General features: G+C 73.2%; 15 protein-coding genes and 1 pseudogene. 10 read left to right on the top strand and 6 right to left on the bottom strand.

What is annotated here, in order from left to right; genetic code table 11:
• Window positions 1-23: 23 nt before the first annotated feature.
• Genes NW895_RS37630 through NW895_RS37640 form a run of 3 tightly spaced genes read left to right on the top strand, consistent with a single transcriptional unit; the run spans window position 24 to window position 2615 of the window.
• A complete protein-coding gene (locus NW895_RS37630; protein ID WP_289941463.1) occupies window positions 24-1028 on the top strand; it encodes a C-terminal binding protein in 1005 nt (334 codons plus the stop codon).
• Window positions 1025-2110: an aminoglycoside phosphotransferase family protein gene (locus tag NW895_RS37635; RefSeq protein ID WP_289941464.1), complete on the top strand. Its 1086-nt coding sequence runs from the start codon at window positions 1025-1027 to the stop codon at window positions 2108-2110. Before NW895_RS37630 ends, NW895_RS37635 begins: the two co-directional genes overlap by 4 nt.
• The gene (locus tag NW895_RS37640; RefSeq protein WP_289941465.1) at window positions 2085-2615 is read left to right on the top strand and encodes a cupin domain-containing protein; all 531 of its coding nucleotides are present in this window, start codon (window positions 2085-2087) and stop codon (window positions 2613-2615) included. The genes NW895_RS37635 and NW895_RS37640 overlap by 26 nt, the downstream gene beginning before the upstream one ends.
• A gap of 18 nt (window positions 2616-2633) precedes the next feature.
• Here the strand turns inward: NW895_RS37640 and efeB are convergent, their stop codons facing one another.
• Both efeB and efeU read right to left on the bottom strand, forming a co-directional pair.
• On the bottom strand, window positions 2634-3884 hold the full coding sequence (gene efeB / locus NW895_RS37645) for an iron uptake transporter deferrochelatase/peroxidase subunit (RefSeq protein ID WP_289941466.1): 1251 nt from the start codon (window positions 3882-3884) through the stop codon (window positions 2634-2636).
• 43 nt (window positions 3885-3927) lie between these two features.
• Window positions 3928-5994 carry an iron uptake transporter permease EfeU gene (gene efeU, locus NW895_RS37650; RefSeq protein WP_289941467.1) on the bottom strand — a complete coding sequence of 689 codons (2067 nt, stop codon included), beginning with the start codon at window positions 5992-5994 and terminating at the stop codon, window positions 3928-3930.
• Window positions 5995-6167: 173 nt separating this feature from the next.
• Here efeU and NW895_RS37655 point away from each other — a divergent pair, with 173 nt between their 5' ends.
• Complete coding sequence (locus NW895_RS37655; RefSeq protein ID WP_289941469.1) at window positions 6168-7034, top strand: ABC transporter ATP-binding protein; 867 nt, start codon at window positions 6168-6170, stop codon at window positions 7032-7034.
• 5 nt (window positions 7035-7039) lie between these two features.
• Window positions 7040-7696 carry a hypothetical protein gene (locus NW895_RS37660; protein ID WP_289941470.1) on the top strand — a complete coding sequence of 219 codons (657 nt, stop codon included), beginning with the start codon at window positions 7040-7042 and terminating at the stop codon, window positions 7694-7696.
• A 191-nt stretch (window positions 7697-7887) separates the two neighbouring features.
• Here NW895_RS37660 and NW895_RS37665 read toward each other — a convergent pair whose 3' ends face one another.
• Window positions 7888-8460: a GNAT family N-acetyltransferase gene (locus NW895_RS37665; RefSeq protein WP_289941471.1), complete on the bottom strand. Its 573-nt coding sequence runs from the start codon at window positions 8458-8460 to the stop codon at window positions 7888-7890.
• A gap of 310 nt (window positions 8461-8770) precedes the next feature.
• Between NW895_RS37665 and NW895_RS37670 the strand changes: the two are divergent.
• Together NW895_RS37670 and NW895_RS37675 are read left to right on the top strand one after the other, a co-directional pair.
• Window positions 8771-8893 (top strand): annotated as a pseudogene (locus NW895_RS37670) (hemerythrin domain-containing protein); the annotation flags it as partial.
• 124 nt (window positions 8894-9017) lie between these two features.
• A complete protein-coding gene (locus NW895_RS37675; protein WP_289941472.1) occupies window positions 9018-9995 on the top strand; it encodes an SDR family oxidoreductase in 978 nt (325 codons plus the stop codon).
• Window positions 9996-10092: 97 nt separating this feature from the next.
• On the opposite strand, the gene NW895_RS37680 is transcribed toward NW895_RS37675, so the two are convergent.
• From NW895_RS37680 to NW895_RS37690, 3 genes are all read right to left on the bottom strand, one after another.
• Window positions 10093-10467, bottom strand: a complete 375-nt coding sequence (locus NW895_RS37680) for a hypothetical protein (RefSeq protein WP_289941473.1) — start codon at window positions 10465-10467, stop codon at window positions 10093-10095.
• Entirely contained in the window at window positions 10464-12179 is a 1716-nt protein-coding gene (ctaD, locus tag NW895_RS37685) for a cytochrome c oxidase subunit I (protein ID WP_289941476.1), read from the bottom strand. Before ctaD ends, NW895_RS37680 begins: the two co-directional genes overlap by 4 nt.
• Before the next feature lie 232 nt (window positions 12180-12411).
• Window positions 12412-13218: a UbiA family prenyltransferase gene (locus NW895_RS37690; protein WP_289941519.1), complete on the bottom strand. Its 807-nt coding sequence runs from the start codon at window positions 13216-13218 to the stop codon at window positions 12412-12414.
• Between the two features lie 100 nt (window positions 13219-13318).
• Between NW895_RS37690 and NW895_RS37695 the strand changes: the two genes are divergently transcribed.
• Genes NW895_RS37695 through NW895_RS37705 form a run of 3 tightly spaced genes read left to right on the top strand, consistent with a single transcriptional unit; the run spans window position 13319 to window position 16019 of the window.
• Window positions 13319-14467: a 3-oxoacyl-[acyl-carrier-protein] synthase III C-terminal domain-containing protein gene (locus NW895_RS37695; protein WP_289941478.1), complete on the top strand. Its 1149-nt coding sequence runs from the start codon at window positions 13319-13321 to the stop codon at window positions 14465-14467.
• An 8-nt stretch (window positions 14468-14475) separates the two neighbouring features.
• On the top strand, window positions 14476-14991 hold the full coding sequence (locus NW895_RS37700) for an isoprenylcysteine carboxylmethyltransferase family protein (RefSeq protein ID WP_289941480.1): 516 nt from the start codon (window positions 14476-14478) through the stop codon (window positions 14989-14991).
• Window positions 14988-16019, top strand: coding sequence for an NAD(P)/FAD-dependent oxidoreductase (locus NW895_RS37705; protein WP_289941482.1), 1032 nt, complete (start codon window positions 14988-14990; stop codon window positions 16017-16019). Before NW895_RS37700 ends, NW895_RS37705 begins: the two co-directional genes overlap by 4 nt.
• Window positions 16020-16058: the final 39 nt, after the last annotated feature.

Here is a 16058-nt window from a genome sequence, read left to right on the forward strand (position 1 = left end):
GCACGATTCTGCGAGGACCACCTATGAACCCACCGAGCCGCCCGGGCACCGTGCTGCTCACCGACTACGCCTGGCCCGACGACTCCGTCGAGCGATCGGTCATCGAGAGGGCGGGCCACACTCTGGTGACCGGCCCCGCCGAGCCCGCCGCCGCCGAGGTCGTCGAGGAACTGGTCGCCGAGCACCGGCCCGCCGGGATCCTCACCTGCTGGGCGCCCGTCTCCGCCGCCGCGGTCGGCGCCTCACCGGACCTGCGGATCGTGGCCCGGCTCGGGGTCGGCCTCGACAACATCGCCGTGGACGCCGCCACCGAGCGGGGCGTGTGGGTCACCAACGTGCCGGACTACTGCGTCGAGGAGGTCTCGGACCACGCCGTCGGCATGGTGCTGGCCTGGACACGCGGCCTGGCCGTGTCCGACCGGGACGTCCGTGCGGGCCGATGGGACCCCGCGAGCGCCCGGCTGCGCCGGCTGTCTGCGCTGACCTGCGGCGTCGTCGGATACGGGCGCATCGGGCGGGCCACGGTGCGCAAGCTGGGCGCGTTCGGCTGCCGGATCCTGGCCCACGACCCGCACCCGCCGAAGGACGTCCCCGGCGTGGAGATGGTGGACCTGGAGGAGTTGCTGCGCCGCAGCGACGTGGTGATCCTCCATGTGCCGCTCACGCCGGACACCCACCACATCGTCGGCGCCGGGCAACTGGCGCTGATGAAACCGGGCGGCCTGCTGGTCAACGTCAGCCGGGGCGGTCTGGTGGACACCGACGCGGTCATCAAGGCGCTGGACAGCGGGCACCTGGGCGGGGCCGCCTTCGACGTCCTGGAGAGCGAGCCGCACGTTCCGGCCGGGCTGACGGCCCAGCCGGGCGCGCTCCTCACCCCGCACGTCGCCTTCTCCTCCGACGCGTCGGTGACGGAACTGCGCCGCCGCGCCGCCGAGGAGGTCGTACGGATCCTGGCGGACGAGGCACCCGCCCACCCCTGCAACCGCCCTCGCGCCCTGCCCGCCGGGGCGGGTGACCGGCGATGAGCCAGACCTCGACCCACGCCGGCCCGGACTCCGCGCTGACCGGCTTCCTGCTCGCCCATGACCTCGCCGAACCCGGCGAGGCCGCACAGTGGACGCCGCTGGCGGGCGGTGTCTCCTCCGACCTGTGGCGGGTGGACCTGCCGGGCCGCTCCCTCTGCGTCAAGCGGGCCCTGGCCCGGCTGCGGGTCGCGGCCGACTGGCAGGCGCCGGTGTCGCGCAACGCCTACGAGTGGGCGTGGATGCGCTTCGCGTCCCGGCACCGCCCGGACAGTGTGCCGGAACTGCTGGCCCACGACGCCGGAGCCGGCCTCTTCGCCATGGCGTACCTGCCCCCGGATCGCTACCCGATGTGGAAGGCACGGCTGCTGGACGGCGAGGTGGACGTGGCGACCGCGGCGGCCGTCGGAGAGGTGCTCGGCAGTCTGCACGCCGCCAGCGCCGGGGACGCCGCGCTCGCCGCCCGGTTCGCCACCGACGACAACTTCCACGCCCTGCGCATCGAGCCGTACCTGCTGGCCACCGCGGCCGCGCACCCCGGCCTGCGCGACGAGCTCCGGCGCATCGCCGACCGCACGGCCGGCACCCACCTGGCCCTCGTGCACGGCGACGTCAGCCCCAAGAACATCCTCGTCGGCCCGTCGGGGCCCGTCCTGCTGGACGCCGAATGCGCCTGGTACGGAGACCCGGCCTTCGACCTGGCCTTCTGCGTGAACCACCTGCTCCTCAAGACCCTGGTGGTGCCCGGCCGCCGCGCCGACCTGCTGCGGGCCGCCGGTGCCCTGGCCGAGGAGTACCTCCACAAGGCCGGCTGGGAACCCCGCGCCGCGCTGGAGGCCCGCGCCGCGTCCCTGCTGCCGGCACTGCTGCTGGCGCGCCTCGACGGCAAGTCCCCCGTGGAGTACCTCACCGACGACCGCGACAGGGCGTTCGTACGGGCCACGGCGGGTGCCCTGCTGCACACCCCTGCCGAGACGGTGGGGGCCGTACTCGACACCTGGCGGTCCGGCCTCGTCCGGCACCCCGCTCCCGACAACCGGCAGAATCGAGGAGACACCCATGCGCAGAGTCGTCACCGGTCATGACGACAGCGGCAGGTCGGTCGTCGTCAGCGACGGCCCGATTCCCCGCAGCCGCCGGTTCACCAGCCTGCCGGGCTGGGTCTCGTCCCTGCCCTGGGCGACCGAACCGGGAGCGCCCGTCAGCCGCACGGGCGAGGACCCGACGCCGAAGGTCGCCAGTCTGCTGCCGGCACCCGGCGGCACGCGCTTCATCGTGCTGACCATGCCGCCGGACTCGGCGATGCGGGACCCGTCGTTCGACCCGGCCGCCTTCGACCGGGAACAGCGAGCCGACTCACCCGGCATCGCGGAGCTCATGGAGCCCGACGGCATGCACACCACCGCGACGGTGGACTACGGCATCGTGCTCCAGGGCGAGGTCGTCCTCGAACTCGACGACGGCCACCTCACCCCGCTGTCCGCGGGGGACATCGTCATCCAGAACGGCACCCGCCACGCCTGGCGCAACCGCAGTGACCGGCCCGTCACCGTGGCCTTCGTCCTGATCGGCGCCGAGCGCGTCCGCTGACGCGGGGGCCGGTCGGGGTCAGTCGTGCAGCAGGGTGCGGCCCAGCCAGTCGGAGTGGTCGCGTACGCCGGGGAGGGTGAAGAAGTAGCCGCCGCCGGTGGGGGTGATGTAGTCGACCAGGGGTTCGTCGACGAGGCGTTCCTGCGTGGCCTCGAACTGGCGGACCACATCCTGCTGGTAGCAGCAGAACACGAGCCCCATGTCGAGATTGCCGGCCCGGTCGACACCCCGGTCGTAGTTGTAGCCGCGGCGCAGGATGCGGGAGGCGTCCGTGCCGGCGGTGCGCGGGTTGGCGAGCCGGATGTGCGCGTCGAGCGGGATCGCCTCGCCGTGGGGATCCTTGGCGTAGTGGGGGACGTCCCTCTCCCGGGCACCGTCGAGCGGGGCCCCGGTGTCGCGGCGGCGGCCGATCATCTTCTCCTGCTCGGTGAGCGAGACCCGGTCCCAGAACTCCACCCGCATCCGGATGATCCGGACGACCTGGTAGCTGCCTCCGACGGCCCACGACGGCTCGCCGGTGCCCCCGGTCACCCAGACCAGCCTGTTCATCTCCCGGGCGGAGGACGTGTCGGGGTTGGCGATGCCGTCCTTGAAGCCGAGGAGGTTGCGCTGCGCGCCGGACGGCCGGGAGGGGTTCCGGAATCCGTCCACACGCCACCTGATCTGCATCGCGCCCCGGGTGTGGCGGGCGATGTCGCGCAGGGCGTGCAGCACGGTGTCGGAGTGGCCCGCGCAGATCTGCAGCGACAGGTCACCGTGGCACTCGGCCGCGTCGAGGTCGTCGTTCGGGAAGGTACGCATCGGCTTCAGGTGCCGTGGCCGGGCGGAGGCGAGGCCGTAACGGTCGTCGAAGAGGGAGGCGCCCACCCCGACGGTGACGGTCAGCCCGTCGGCGGGGACGTCGGGGCCGAGGATGCCGCTGTCGGACGGCGGGGAGCCCACGCCCAGGTCCTCCGGGACCCCACCGGTGGTCAGGAAGCGGGCCCGTGCGGTCAGCGTGCGCAGCAGGCCGGCGAGTTCGTCCCGGTTCCCGGCGATGACGTCGAAGGAGACGAAGGCGGCGGCGGGTTGCTGCGGGGTGACGATCCCGGCCTGGTGGGCGCCGTGGAAGGGCACCGCACCCGTCGCCGTGGCGCCGCCCTCCGACGCGGCGGCCAGTTCCGCCCCGGCGAGTCCGGCCCCGGCCAGCGCCGCCCCGGCCGCGCCGACGCCGAGGGCGGTCTTGACGAACGTACGGCGCCCCGCGGGGCTCGGCTGCTGGGTCGGCATCAGGGGTCCTCTCCTGGTGGTGCTGTCGTGCGGGTTCCGGGGCTCAGGCCGCCCGGCGGATCTCCAGCAGGTCCGGAACGGGGGCGAGTTCCTCCAGCAGCTGGCCCATGGCGCCGTCGAGCCGCTCACGGGTGCCGGTGGGCAGGCGCTCGACGGGGGTCCAGCCGCCGTCCTCGCGGCGGGCGGCGAGCACCAGGTGCTCGGTGCGGCCCATCCAGCTGCCCACGGCCGTGAGGACCTGCGGGTCGCGCCGCTCGATCAGCGGGCGGAGCAGGCCGAGCAGCTCCCGCGTGCCCTGGAGGTCGGCCTCCGCCGTGGCCAGGTTGGTGCCGCTGCCGTAGTCGTCGGCGCCGGTCAGCTCCTGCTGGAGGGTGTCCTCCAGGATCTCGTGGGTGCGCAGCGGAAGGTCGTTCGGGTCGAAGTCCTGGTGGGGGAAGTCCTTCTGCAGGCCGGCGACGTCGGCGGTGAGCCGGCCGGCGGCCCTGGCGAGGGAGGAGGCCGGCTCACCGTGCCACAGGCCGTACTCGACGCGGTGGAACCCGGTGAAACCGGGGTCCTTCAGCCCACCGGGCAGCCCGGCCGTCGTCCCGTCGATCTTCGCGTCGAAGTTCCCGAACGTGCCGTAGGCGGCGCCCAGCGCGGCGTACGCCTCGTGCGCGGGCACCCAGTCCGCGCGGGCCCGGTCCAGTCGGCCGGCCTCGATGTCGCGCTGCAGGGTGCGGGTCCTGGTCAGCAGTCCGGCCAGACCCTTCTGTACGTAGGCCCGGTACGCGGCCAGCGGCCCGGCGAGGTCCTTCTCCGCCACCGGCAGCACCGGCCTGTCCGTACCGCCACCCGTGACCCGGACCGCTGCGGAGGTGACGGCCCTGCCGCCGGCCGGCACGCAGCGCCAGGCGTACCGCCCGCTGCCGATCGTGGCGATGAGGGCGCGGGTGGTGCCGGGCGCGATGCCCTCGACCTCGCCGTAGACGGCCGACGTGGACGGGTCGATCAGGTACGCCTCGACGGTGCGGCTGCCGTTGTTGCGCACCTGGAAGGACTGCCGTCCGGGCTCGGGAGCGGCGAACCCCCTGCCGCAGTCCGCCGGGGAGACCGTGATGGTGGCGGCGGAGGCCGGCTTGGCCCCACTGACCGCGACCAGCACACCGGCGACCAGCGCGGGCGCGGCGAGCGCGGCTGCCGGTACGACCCAGCGGGGGAGGCGGCGGGCGGTCGGTGCGCCCCAGCGGGGGAGGCGGCGGGTGGTCGGCTCGGGTGTGGGTACGGCGGCGGCCGTCGCCGGTGTGCGGGCAGCGCCCGTACCGCGCACGCCCCGCACGAACAGCCCCATCACCGCCACCAGGTACGCGCCGTACACCAGGATCTGGAGCCACGTCATCTGCGGAGTGAGATTCAGTGTGCCGCTGACCAGCGTGGCGTACCAGGAGCCCGGGTCGATGCTCGCCGACAGGTCGAAGGCGTACGCCGTCGAGCCCGGCAGAACGCCGCCCTCCTCAAGGTCGCGCACGCCGTAGCCGAGCACCCCGGCCGCGATCACGATCAGCGCGGCACCGGTGACGGTGAAGAACCGGGTGAGGTTTAGGTGCAGCACCCGCCGGTACAGGCCCCAGCACACGGCGGCCGCCAGCAGCAGGCCCGCCCCGGCCCCGATCAGCGGGCCGGCGGACTCCCCGGCCGCCTGCCCCGTGGTCCACAGGAACAGCGCGGTCTCCAGCCCTTCGCGCCCCACGGCGAGGAAGGAGGTGGCGACCAGCACGCCCGCGCCCATGCCCAGGGCGGCGGTGACCTTCTCCTTGAGCTCGCCGGAGAAACTCCGCGCCGACCGTCGCATCCAGAACACCATCGCGGTGACGAAGACGACGGCGACCACGCTCAGCGCGCCGCCGAAGGCCTCCTGCGCCTGCCCGGACAGGTTGGCCGCGGTGAACGTCAGCACCGCCCCGAAGCCCATCGACATGCCCACCGCGGCCAGCACCCCGGTCCATACGTGCGGCAGCCGGGAGCGATGGCCGGAGCGGACCAGCGTGGCCACCAGAACCGACACGACCAGGCCGGCTTCCAGCCCTTCACGCAGGCCGATCAGAAAGCTCGGCAGTGCGTTGTCCCACACCAGGGCACTCCTCTCGGGCACAACTCGACGCGATCACCGCTCGGCCAAGGCGGGCTTAGCGTAGGCAAACCTAACTGCCCGTGGTGGAAGGGAGTTGAGGCCCTGTTAAGAGACGGGTGAGAACCCAGTGCATGCTGAATGCCGGTCAGCGGACCGAACCACAAGGAGCCGAGGTGCGACTCGACGCGGTGAGCAAACGCTACGGAAGAGGCGGTTGGGTCCTCCGGGACGTCCACGCCGAGATCTCCCCGGGGGACGTCGTGGCGTTCTCCGGCGGCAACGGGGCGGGAAAGTCGACGCTGTTGCGGATACTGGCCGGTGTCTCCCGCCCGACCAGCGGATCGGTCACCGGCAGGCCCACCGCCGTCGGCTATGTGCCCGACCGTTTCTCCCCTCAGGGCAGGATGTCCGCGCTCTCCTACCTCACGCACATGGGCCGCATCCGGGGACTGCCCACCCGTACGGCGGCCCAGCGGGCCCGGCAGCTGCTGGACCGCCTGTCGCCGGCGGGCGGTGAGGAGGCGCAGCTGCAGACCCTGTCCAAGGGCAACGCCCAGAAGGTCGCGCTGGCACAGGCGCTGATCGTGCGGCCGGGGCTGCTGGTCCTCGACGAGCCCTGGTCGGGGTTGGACGCCTCGGCGCACGGCGTCCTCGCCGAGGTCATGAAGGAGGTCGCCGAGGCCGGCGGCGCGGTCGTGTTCACCGACCACCGCGCGGCCGTCGTCAGGGCCCACGCCACCCGCTCCTACACCGTGCGGGACGGCGGGGTGAGCGCCGGCCCGACCGGCCCGGGCGCGTCCGCACGGCCGGTGACCGAGGTGCTCCTCACCTGCCCGGACAGCGGGCGGATCCCCGCGCCGCTCGACTGGTCCGCGCTCGACGGCGTCGTGTCCGTCAGCGACCAGGGCACCACCACGGCCGTCCGCGTCGACCAGGCGTGCTCCGACGCACTGCTGCTCGTCGCGCTGCGACAGGGCTGGTCCGTGGCGGGCCTGGTCCGCGACGCGGACGGGTTACGCCGTCACGGGCACGGGAGGTGACGGAGGTGATCGCGCTCATCCGCTACTCGCTGGCGGTCGTGCTGCACTCCCAGCGCTACCTCGCCCCGCTGCTGCTGTTCACCGGCCTGATGGGGGTGCTCACCGTCAACGGCAGCGGCCCGCTGCCCCCCGCCTACGCGTCGTCGGCCGGGGCCCTGTTCGTCGCCTCGACCTGGCTGACGGTCGCACTGCTCAGCCTGGACAGCGCCCCGCAACGGGCCATCGTGACCGTCACCGCCGGCCGGTCCTGGCGGGTGCTGCTCGGCTCGATCGCGACGGTGCTGTTCAGCTGCCTGCCGCTGATGGTGTTCGGGCTGCTCTTCCCGCTGTGGGTGGGCTCGTACGACGTCCGCCCGGCGGACCTGCTGCTCGGCACGGTGGCGCAGCTGACCTGCGCGCTGACGGGGACCGGCATCGGCGTGGTGTGCTCACGTCCGGTTCTCCGGCGGCACGGACACGCGCTCGTGGCGGCCCTCGCTCTGGTGATGACCACGCTGTTCGTGCCGGGGCTGCCGCCGGTGAACCGGCTCTTCCGGCTGATGGCCCGCTCCTCGGACTCCGCCGGACTCCTCGCACCCGCGCTGGGCATGCTCGGGATCTCGGCGCTGCTGCTCGTCCTGTGCGGGGCGGTCGCGCAGTACGTGACGACTCGCCGGGACTGAGGCCGGGCAACGCTCTCGCTCACGGCGACCGGCTGCCCCGCCCGCACCAGCAGCAGCGCCAGCAGCGCCCTCTCCTGCGGCCCCCGAGTGCCGGCTCCACGCCGGCCCGCCGCACCCGTACCGCCCCCAGAACCGCGAAGTCCACCGGCGCCGGCGGCACTTCGTCCCCCTTGGATCTGCCCATGCCGCTCTCAGCGGGCCGCGGCGGCGAGGGACCGGGCCGGATGGCGTGGGCCGAGGAAGACGACGATGCCGCCGGCGTCGGGGGAGGGACGGGTGACCCGGGTCCAGCCCCGACGCCGGTAGAAGGCCACGGTCCGGGGCGCCTGGGTGGAGGTGAGCAGCCAGGAGCGGCCTTCCGGGGCGTCTGCGGTGACCGCCTCCAGCAGGGCGGAGCCGATGCCGGTGCCGTGCGCGGCAGGGCGGACGGCGATCTCGTCGACCTCGCGGGCGCCGCACAGCCACTCGACGGTGCGCTCGGCACCGAGGCCCGCGGCGGCCTGGGGGTAGCAGCGGTCGGTGGGGAAGGGGGTGAGGGTGGTCCAGGCGGTGGCGAACCCGACGACCTGACCGTCCTGCACGGCTGTTGCCGCCCTGAAGCCCGGACGCCGTACGTCCACGGGCAGCCGGTCCGCGAACTCGGCGGCCATCTCCGCGTCGGCGTTCCACGGCGGGGCGCTGAAGGCGTCGACGTACACGGAGTACAGGGCGTCGGTGTGGGTGAGCAGGTCCTCGCCCTGGAAAACGCGGATGTCGGTGCCCATCAGGTCCCCTGCTCCTTCGTGCGCGCTTGCGGGTAGGCCATCAGCTGCCCCAACTATGCAACAAGGATTGATCTTCACCCCGCGGTTCGCCACAGTCCTCGGCCATCCGCCGCGTGCGTCGACGGACGCTCCGGGCATGTCGGGTGAACCAGTCGGCCCTGTGCGGTCGCGGCCCTCGCTCACCAGGGACAACCCGGAGAAATGCCCAGGACCGACGCGGTCGGCACCGAACCCGACGGGAGGACCTCATGACCGCCGGGATGCCGCACGCCGACGACGTCGTCACCCGCGGCTGGCCATGATGGCCACGGCGCCCACCCGCCCGCATCCGGGCGGGGAGACCGCGGCGGAGAATCTCGCCGTCGGCCCCGCCGCGGCCGTGATCGACCGGGCCCGTGACGCCGTACGCAAGGCGATGGGCGACGACAGCTGATCGGTTCCGACGGCGGCCGGAGCGGGGCCCCGGGTGGCTGTTGGTCCCTCCCGTGCCGGGTACTCGCTGTCTCAGCGGTGATGGGATACCGCTGCTCAACCGGCGCAGGTGAGGAGGCGACGGTATGCGAGTGCACGATCGAGTGGTGGTGGTGACCGGGGCGTCCAGCGGTATCGGGCGTGCCACGGCCGAGGCGTTCGCCCGGAAGGGCTGCGCGGTGGTACTGGCGGCACGCCGGGCGGAAGCGCTGGAGGCCGCCGCACGGGACTGCGAGAGGCATCGCGGCGCACGGGCCCTCGCCGTCCCGACCGACGTGACCGACGTCGGAGCGGTCGAGGAGCTGGCCCGGCGGGCGGTGGAGCGCTTCGACCGGATCGACGTATGGGTGAACGCCGCCGCCGTGACCGTTTTCGGGCCCTTCCAGGAGGTCCCGCTGGAGGACTTCCGCAAGGTGCTGGACGTCAACGTCATGGGGTACGTCCACAGTGCCCGCGCCGCGCTGCGCGTCATGCGCGAACAGGGCCACGGCACGCTGATCAACGTTTCCTCGATCGCGGGGGTGGTCAGCCAGCCCTACACCCACGCGTACGGCATGTCGAAGTACGCCGTCCGGGCCCTCAGCGCCAGCCTGCGCCAGGAACTGCGGCTGGAAGGCGCGAAGAACATCCACGTCTGCACGGTGCTGCCCGCCACCATCGACACGCCGCTCTTCGAGCACGCGGCGAACTACACCGGCCGCAAGGCGGTGGCGATGCCGCCGGTGTACTCCCCCGAGCGGGTGGCCCGCACCATCGTGGACCTGGTGCGGGTGCCGCGCCGGGAGGTGGTGGTCGGTCCCATGGGCCGCTCCACGGTGCTGGAATCCCGGATGGCCCCGGGCATGGTCGAGCGCATGATGGCCCGGCAGGTCGACAGGACGCACCTGTCCCGCGAGGAGCCTGCCCCGGCCACCCACGGCAACCTGCATGTTCCCGCACCGGGCACGGGCGCGGCCCACGGCGGCTGGGGCGGACGCCGGCGCACCGCCGTGCGCCGGCTGGGAACGGCCGCCGCGCTGGCAGGCGTCGCCGCGGGTGCCCGCCGGCTGGCCCGCACTCCGTGACCGACGGCCCGCCGGCCCAGCGGCACGACGGGAGCGCGGGTGCCGCACGGTCACCGCGGCCGCCGGCGCCCGCGCCCCCGCGGTGGAGCGGGGGGCGTCAACGGCTCAGCAGACACGGCAGTGTGCTCAGGCCGGTGGCGCCGACGAGGACGGCGCAGGCGCAGGCGGCGTGGCGTCTGAGCAGGTCGCGCCGGAGTTCGGCGTAGCGGTTCTCGTACTCCTGCCGCAGCTCCGCGGCCCGCGCGACCGTGGCGAGGAGCATCTGACGCGTGAGGTCGATGCGCTGGCGGACGTAGTGGCTGGTGAGGTCCTCCGCCTGGGCCGCGGTCAGCCACGGCATCCGGGCGCAGAGGTCCGCGGCCTCGCGGCGCGCGTCGTCGTGGTGGGCGCGCGCCATGAGGTAGCCCTCGATCTCGTTGACCAGCGGGCCGGCCCGGTCGCCGTGCGGACCGTCGCCTCCCGGGCGGCTCATGGCCGCGGGCCGCCTTTGTGGTCACTGGCGTCCAGGACGTCGCGCCGGCCGACGTTCTCCCGCTGGTCGAGTTCGGCCAGATCCGGGTGGTGCAGATCGAAGGCGGGGGATTCGGAGCGGACCCGGGGCAGCGTGATGAAGTTGTGGCGCGGTGGCGGGCAGGAGGTGGCCCACTCCAGCGAGCGCCCGTATCCCCAGGGGTCGTCGACCTCGACCCGCTTGCCCTGCTGGGCGGTCTTCCACACGTTGTAGAGGAAGGGCAGGGTGGACAGGCCGAGGAGGAAGGCGCCGATGCTCGACACGGTGTTGAGGGCGGTGAAGCCGTCGGCGGCGAGGTAGTCGGCGTAGCGACGGGGCATGCCCTCGGAGCCCAGCCAGTGCTGCACCAGGAACGTTCCGTGGAAGCCGGTGAACAGCGTCCAGAAGTGGATCTTTTCCAGGCGTGTGTCGAGCATGGTGCCGGTCATCTTCGGCCACCAGAAGCTGAATCCGCCGAACATCGCGAAGACGATCGTGCCGAAGAGGACGTAGTGGAAGTGCGCGACCACGAAGTAGCTGTCGGTGACGTGCCAGTCCAGCGGCGGTGAGCCGAGGATGACACCGGTCAGCCCGCCGAAGAGGAAGGTGACCAGGAAGCCGGCCGCCCACAGCATCGGCGGCTCGAAGGACAGCGAGCCCTTCCACATGGTGCCGATCCAGTTGAAGAACTTCACCCCCGTGGGGACGGCGATGAGGTAGGTCAGGAAGGAGAAGAACGGCAGCAGGACGGCGCCGGTGGCGAACATGTGATGCGCCCACACCACCGAGGACAGCCCTGTGATGGCGATGGTGGCGCCGATCAGCCCCGTGTAGCCGAAGATCGGTTTGCGGGCGAAGACCGGGATGATCTCGCTGATCACGCCGAAGAACGGCAGCGCGAGGATATAGACCTCCGGATGGCCGAAGAACCAGAACAGGTGCTGCCACAGGATCGCCCCGCCGTTCGCGGGGTCGAACACCTGCGCACCGAAGCGGCGATCGGCCTCCAGCACCAGCAGTGCCGCCGCCAGCACCGGGAACGCGAGCAGCACCAGTACCGAGGTGAGCAGCACGTTCCAGGTGAAGATCGGCATGCGGAAGATGGTCATGCCGGGACCGCGCATACAGATGATCGTGGTGATGAAGTTGACGGCGCCGAGGATCGTGCCGAAACCGGAGAGCGCCAGCCCCATGATCCACAGATCCCCGCCGACGTACCCGCTGCGGATGGGTCCGCTGAGCGGGGTGTAGGCGGTCCAGCCGAAGTCGGCGGCACCCTGCGGGGTGAAGAAACTGCCCAGCACGATCAGGCCGCCGAAGAGGAACAGCCAGTAGGACAGCATGTTCAGCCGGGGGAAGGCCACGTCCGGAGAACCGATCTGCAAGGGCATGACCGCGTTGGCGAACCCGGCGAACGTCGGCGTCGCGAACAGCAGCAGCATGATCGTGCCGTGCATGGTGAACGCCTGGTTGTACTGCTCGGTCGACAGCAGTTGCAGCCCCGGACGGGCCAGCTCCGCGCGGATCGCCATCGCCAGCGCCCCGGCGATCAGGAAGTACCCGAACGACGTGATCAGGTACAGGTGCCCGATCTTCTTGTGGTCCGTCGTCGTCAGCCAGGAGACGATCACCTGCCCCCTGCTGCGGCGCTCCGCCGCCGGTACCGGAGCAACCGGTTCAGTGTGTGTCGCCATCAATTCCCTCGATCGGCAGCAATCAGTGCAAGGGCTGGTACAGAGCGCGACGACCAGCCCAGCGGAACGTAGTCCCGCCGCCTTCGAGCCATCACCTCGCAGCGGCTGTCCTTGGGCCGAACGGACGACGGATCCATCCGTCCGGGTGGGTGGCGGCCGGAGTCCTCGGTGTGGCCGGACGCTGCGCGCATCGGCCGGACGCCGTGGGCGGCGCCGGCAGGGCGGGGCGGCGTCAGGCCAGGTCCGCGCCCCGCAGCAGGAGCTGTGCCACGGCCATGCCGGCCACCGCGATCGCCGCCCGGAACGGCCACCGGCTCCGGGGCCCCGACGGAACGGCCGTACCCGCGACCGCGACGGTTCCCGCCACCGCTGTCAGTACCCGGTCCGAGGCCGCCACCGCCCCGGGCGGCCCCGCGGCGACCACGCCCACGGCCGCCAGCATCACGAACGGGGCCAGCCAACGGCAGGCCGGGCGGCCCAGCCGCTGCGGCAGCCCGTGCACGCCCGTCGCCAGGTCGTCCTCGATGTCCGGAAGGACGTTCACCAGATGCGCCCCCACGCCCAGCAGCGCCGCCGCCGTCACCGCCCACCAGGCGGGCCAGGACGGCGACGGCAGACCGAGGGTGACGAAGACCGGCAGCGAGCCGAAGCCCACGGCATAGGGCAGCGGTGAGAGCACCGTGTGCTTCAGCCGCAGGTTGTACGTCCAGCCGGCGGCCACGCCCACCAGGTGTGCCGCTCCCGCGGCGGCGCCGCTCAGCAGGGACAGCGGCACGCACAGCCCCAGGGCCGTCCCGGCCGCGAGGGCCGCCGCCCGGGGCGGGAGTTCACCGGTGGCCAGCGGCTTGTCGTGTCGCCCGCAGGCCGTGTCGCGCCGCGCGTCGGCCGCGTCGTTGCACCAGCCGACCGAGAGCTGACCGGCCAGCACGGCCGCGGCCACCGCGGCCGACCCCGTCACCCCACGGCCCGCCGCCACGCCCAGTGCGGTCACGAACGCCGTCACGGCCACGGCCGGCTCCGGATGGCAGGAGCGCAGCAGCACCGGGACACGGTGTGTCGTACGCGCGAGAACCCCAGACGGGTGGAGAGACACGTACGCAAGGTAATCGGACACGCACGGCGAGGAAGTCATTACCGACATGCGTGTCCCCGTGATCGTCGACCCTGCCCCGTCCGCGTCCCGGTCCCCGTCCACCGCGCCGCGCCCGACGGCCGTGCCCGCCACGGCGACCCCGATCGCCGCCGTCCGCACCGCGCTGCCGCCGCACCGTTACGCCCAGGAGGACCTCACCGAGCCGATCGGCGACCTGTGCCTGCCCCCGGGGGCGGACCGCACCGTACTGCGCCGCATTCACGCGTCCGCCGGGGTGCGCACGCGTCATCTCGCCCTGCCGATCGAGCGGTACGCCGCACTCGGCGACTTCGGGCGGAGCAATGACGCGTGGATGGCGGCGGGCCTGCGACTGGGCGAGGAGGCCCTCACCGGAGCGCTGAAGGAGGCGGGCCTCGGGCCGGCCGATGTCGACCTGCTGGTGTGCGCCTCCATCACCGGCGTCGCCGCCCCCTCGCTCGACGCCCGGCTGGCCGGGCGCATGGGGATGCGGCCCGACGTCAAGAGGCTTCCGGTGTTCGGCCTGGGCTGCGTGGCGGGCGCCGCCGGCCTCGCCCGGGTGCACGACTACCTGCGCGGGCACCCCGACGACACCGCCGTACTGCTCACCGTCGAACTGTGCTCGCTGACGCTCCAGCTGCGCGACGACTCCCGCGCCAACCTCGTCGCCGGCGCGCTGTTCGGCGACGGTGCGGCAGCGCTCGTCGCACGCGGCAGCGGCAGCGCCGGACCGGACGCCGCCGGGCCCTCGGTGGTCGCCACGCGCAGTCGTCTGTATCCGGACACCGAACAGCTCCTGGGGTGGAACATCGGCGCCGGCGGCTTCCGCGTCGTGATCGATGCCGGTGTTCCCGGCCTCGTCCGGGACCACTTCGGCCGGCACGTGCGCGCCTTCCTGGCCGACCACGGCCTGACCACCGGCGACATCGGAACCTGGGTGTGCCATCCGGGAGGCCCCAGGGTCCTCTCCGCCGTGACCGACAGCCTCGGCCTGCCCGCCGGTGCCCTGGACTCCGCGCGGCGCTCACTCGCGGCCGTGGGGAACATGTCGTCCGTCTCCGTACTGCACATCCTGCAGAGCATCCGGGAAACCCGCCGCCCCGAGCCCGGCACATGGGGGCTGCTCCTGGCGATGGGCCCGGGATTCTGCTCCGAACTCGTCCTCCTGCGCTGGTGAGCGTCCTCATGCCGTGGTACCCGCTGCTCGTCCTCGCCGTCGCCGCCGAACGCGTCGCCGAACTCGTCGTCGCCCGCCGCAACGCGGCCTGGACCCTCGCCCGGGACGGCGTGGAGCACGGCCGTGGCCACTACCCGGTGATGGTCGCCCTGCACACGGGCCTGCTCGTCTGCTGTCTGCTCGAACCCGTGCTCGCCGGCCGGCCGTTCCTGCCCGCTGTCGGGTGGCCCATGCTCGCGCTCGCCGTACTGGCCCAGGCCCTGCGCTGGTGGTGCATCACCACCCTCGGGCCGTACTGGAACACCCGGGTCATCGTCGTTCCCGGAGCGCGCCTGGTCGGCGCGGGCCCCTACCGCTTCCTGCGCCACCCCAACTACGTCGCCGTCGTCGTGGAGGTCGCCGCCCTGCCGCTGGTCCACTGCGCATGGCTGACCGCGACGGTGTTCACCGTCGCCAACGCGGTGCTGCTCGCGGTCCGTGTCCGGTGCGAGAACGCGGCCCTGGGCCAGGCGGTGCCCGCGTGAGGGGCGGGCACGACCTGCTGATCGCCGGAGGCGGGCCGGCGGGCCTCGCCACCGCCCTGTACGCCGCACGCGCCGGTCTGGACACCGTCGTCGCCGAGCCCCGCCGGGCGCCGGTCGACAAGGCGTGCGGTGAAGGCCTGATGCCCGGCGCCGTCCGCGCCCTGACCGCCCTCGGCCTGGAGGTCCCCGGTCACCCCCTCACCGGCATCCGCTACGTCCAGGGAAGCCGCCAGGTCCAGGCCGCGTTCCGGCACGGCCCGGGCCTCGGAGCACGCCGCACCGGCCTGCACGGCGCCCTGCACCGGGCCGTCCTGGACGCGGGCGTGCCGGTACTGCCCCTGCGGGTGGGAGAGGTACGGCAGGACACCACGGGCGTGACCGTCCCCGGCACCGGGCTGCGCGCCCGGTGGCTGGTCGCCGCGGACGGCCTGCACTCACCCGTGCGCCGCTCCCTCGGCCTGGAGGTGAAGACCCGGGGCGCACCCCGGTACGGGCTGCGCCGGCACTACGCGGTGCCCCCCTGGTCGCCTTACGTCGAGGTCCACTGGGGAACGCACGCGGAGGCGTACGTCACCCCGCTCGGCCCCGCACTCGTCGGCGTCGCCCTGCTGACGTCCCGGCGCGCCCCCTTCACCACCCAGCTGGAGAACTTCCCCGAACTGGCGGCCCGCCTCCCCCCGGAAGCGGCCGTCACCGCGGTCCGAGGCGCGGGGCCGCTGCGCCAGAGAGCCCGGACCCGTGTCCACGGGCGGGTCCTGCTCGTCGGGGACGCCGCCGGATACATCGACGCGCTGACCGGTGAGGGCGTCTCCCTCGCCCTCACCGGCGCCGAAGCCCTGGTCGCCAACGTGCGCCGGGGCACACCCAGCCGCTACGAGACCGACTGGAGCCGCACGACCCGCCGCCACCGTCTCCTGACCCACCTCCTCGTGCGGGCCCGTCAGCAACCCGCCCTCGCGCCCCGCATCATGCCGACGGCCGAACGCCTGCCCCGCCTCTTCGCGGCAGCGGTGAACGCCCTGGCATGATCACTTGCCTTGGTGACCGCCGCTCACCCCATCCACGGC

This window comes from Streptomyces sp. S.PNR 29 (genome assembly GCF_030386795.1).
Classification (GTDB): domain Bacteria; phylum Actinomycetota; class Actinomycetes; order Streptomycetales; family Streptomycetaceae; genus Streptomyces.

Bases quoted from the DNA above. Each gene is read 5' to 3' on its own strand.
- NW895_RS37665 (WP_289941471.1), bottom strand. From the start codon at position 8,460: ATGGGCACCGACATCCGCGTTTTCCAGGGCGAGGACCTGCTCACCCAC.
- NW895_RS37630 (WP_289941463.1), top strand. From the start codon at position 24: ATGAACCCACCGAGCCGCCCGGGCACCGTGCTGCTCACCGACTACGCC.
- ctaD (WP_289941476.1), bottom strand. From the start codon at position 12,179: ATGGCGACACACACTGAACCGGTTGCTCCGGTACCGGCGGCGGAGCGC.
- NW895_RS37675 (WP_289941472.1), top strand. From the start codon at position 9,018: ATGCGAGTGCACGATCGAGTGGTGGTGGTGACCGGGGCGTCCAGCGGT.
- NW895_RS37640 (WP_289941465.1), top strand. From the start codon at position 2,085: ATGCGCAGAGTCGTCACCGGTCATGACGACAGCGGCAGGTCGGTCGTC.
- NW895_RS37700 (WP_289941480.1), top strand. From the start codon at position 14,476: ATGCCGTGGTACCCGCTGCTCGTCCTCGCCGTCGCCGCCGAACGCGTC.
- NW895_RS37635 (WP_289941464.1), top strand. From the start codon at position 1,025: ATGAGCCAGACCTCGACCCACGCCGGCCCGGACTCCGCGCTGACCGGC.
- NW895_RS37695 (WP_289941478.1), top strand. From the start codon at position 13,319: ATGCGTGTCCCCGTGATCGTCGACCCTGCCCCGTCCGCGTCCCGGTCC.
- efeB (WP_289941466.1), bottom strand. From the start codon at position 3,884: ATGCCGACCCAGCAGCCGAGCCCCGCGGGGCGCCGTACGTTCGTCAAG.
- NW895_RS37680 (WP_289941473.1), bottom strand. From the start codon at position 10,467: ATGAGCCGCCCGGGAGGCGACGGTCCGCACGGCGACCGGGCCGGCCCG.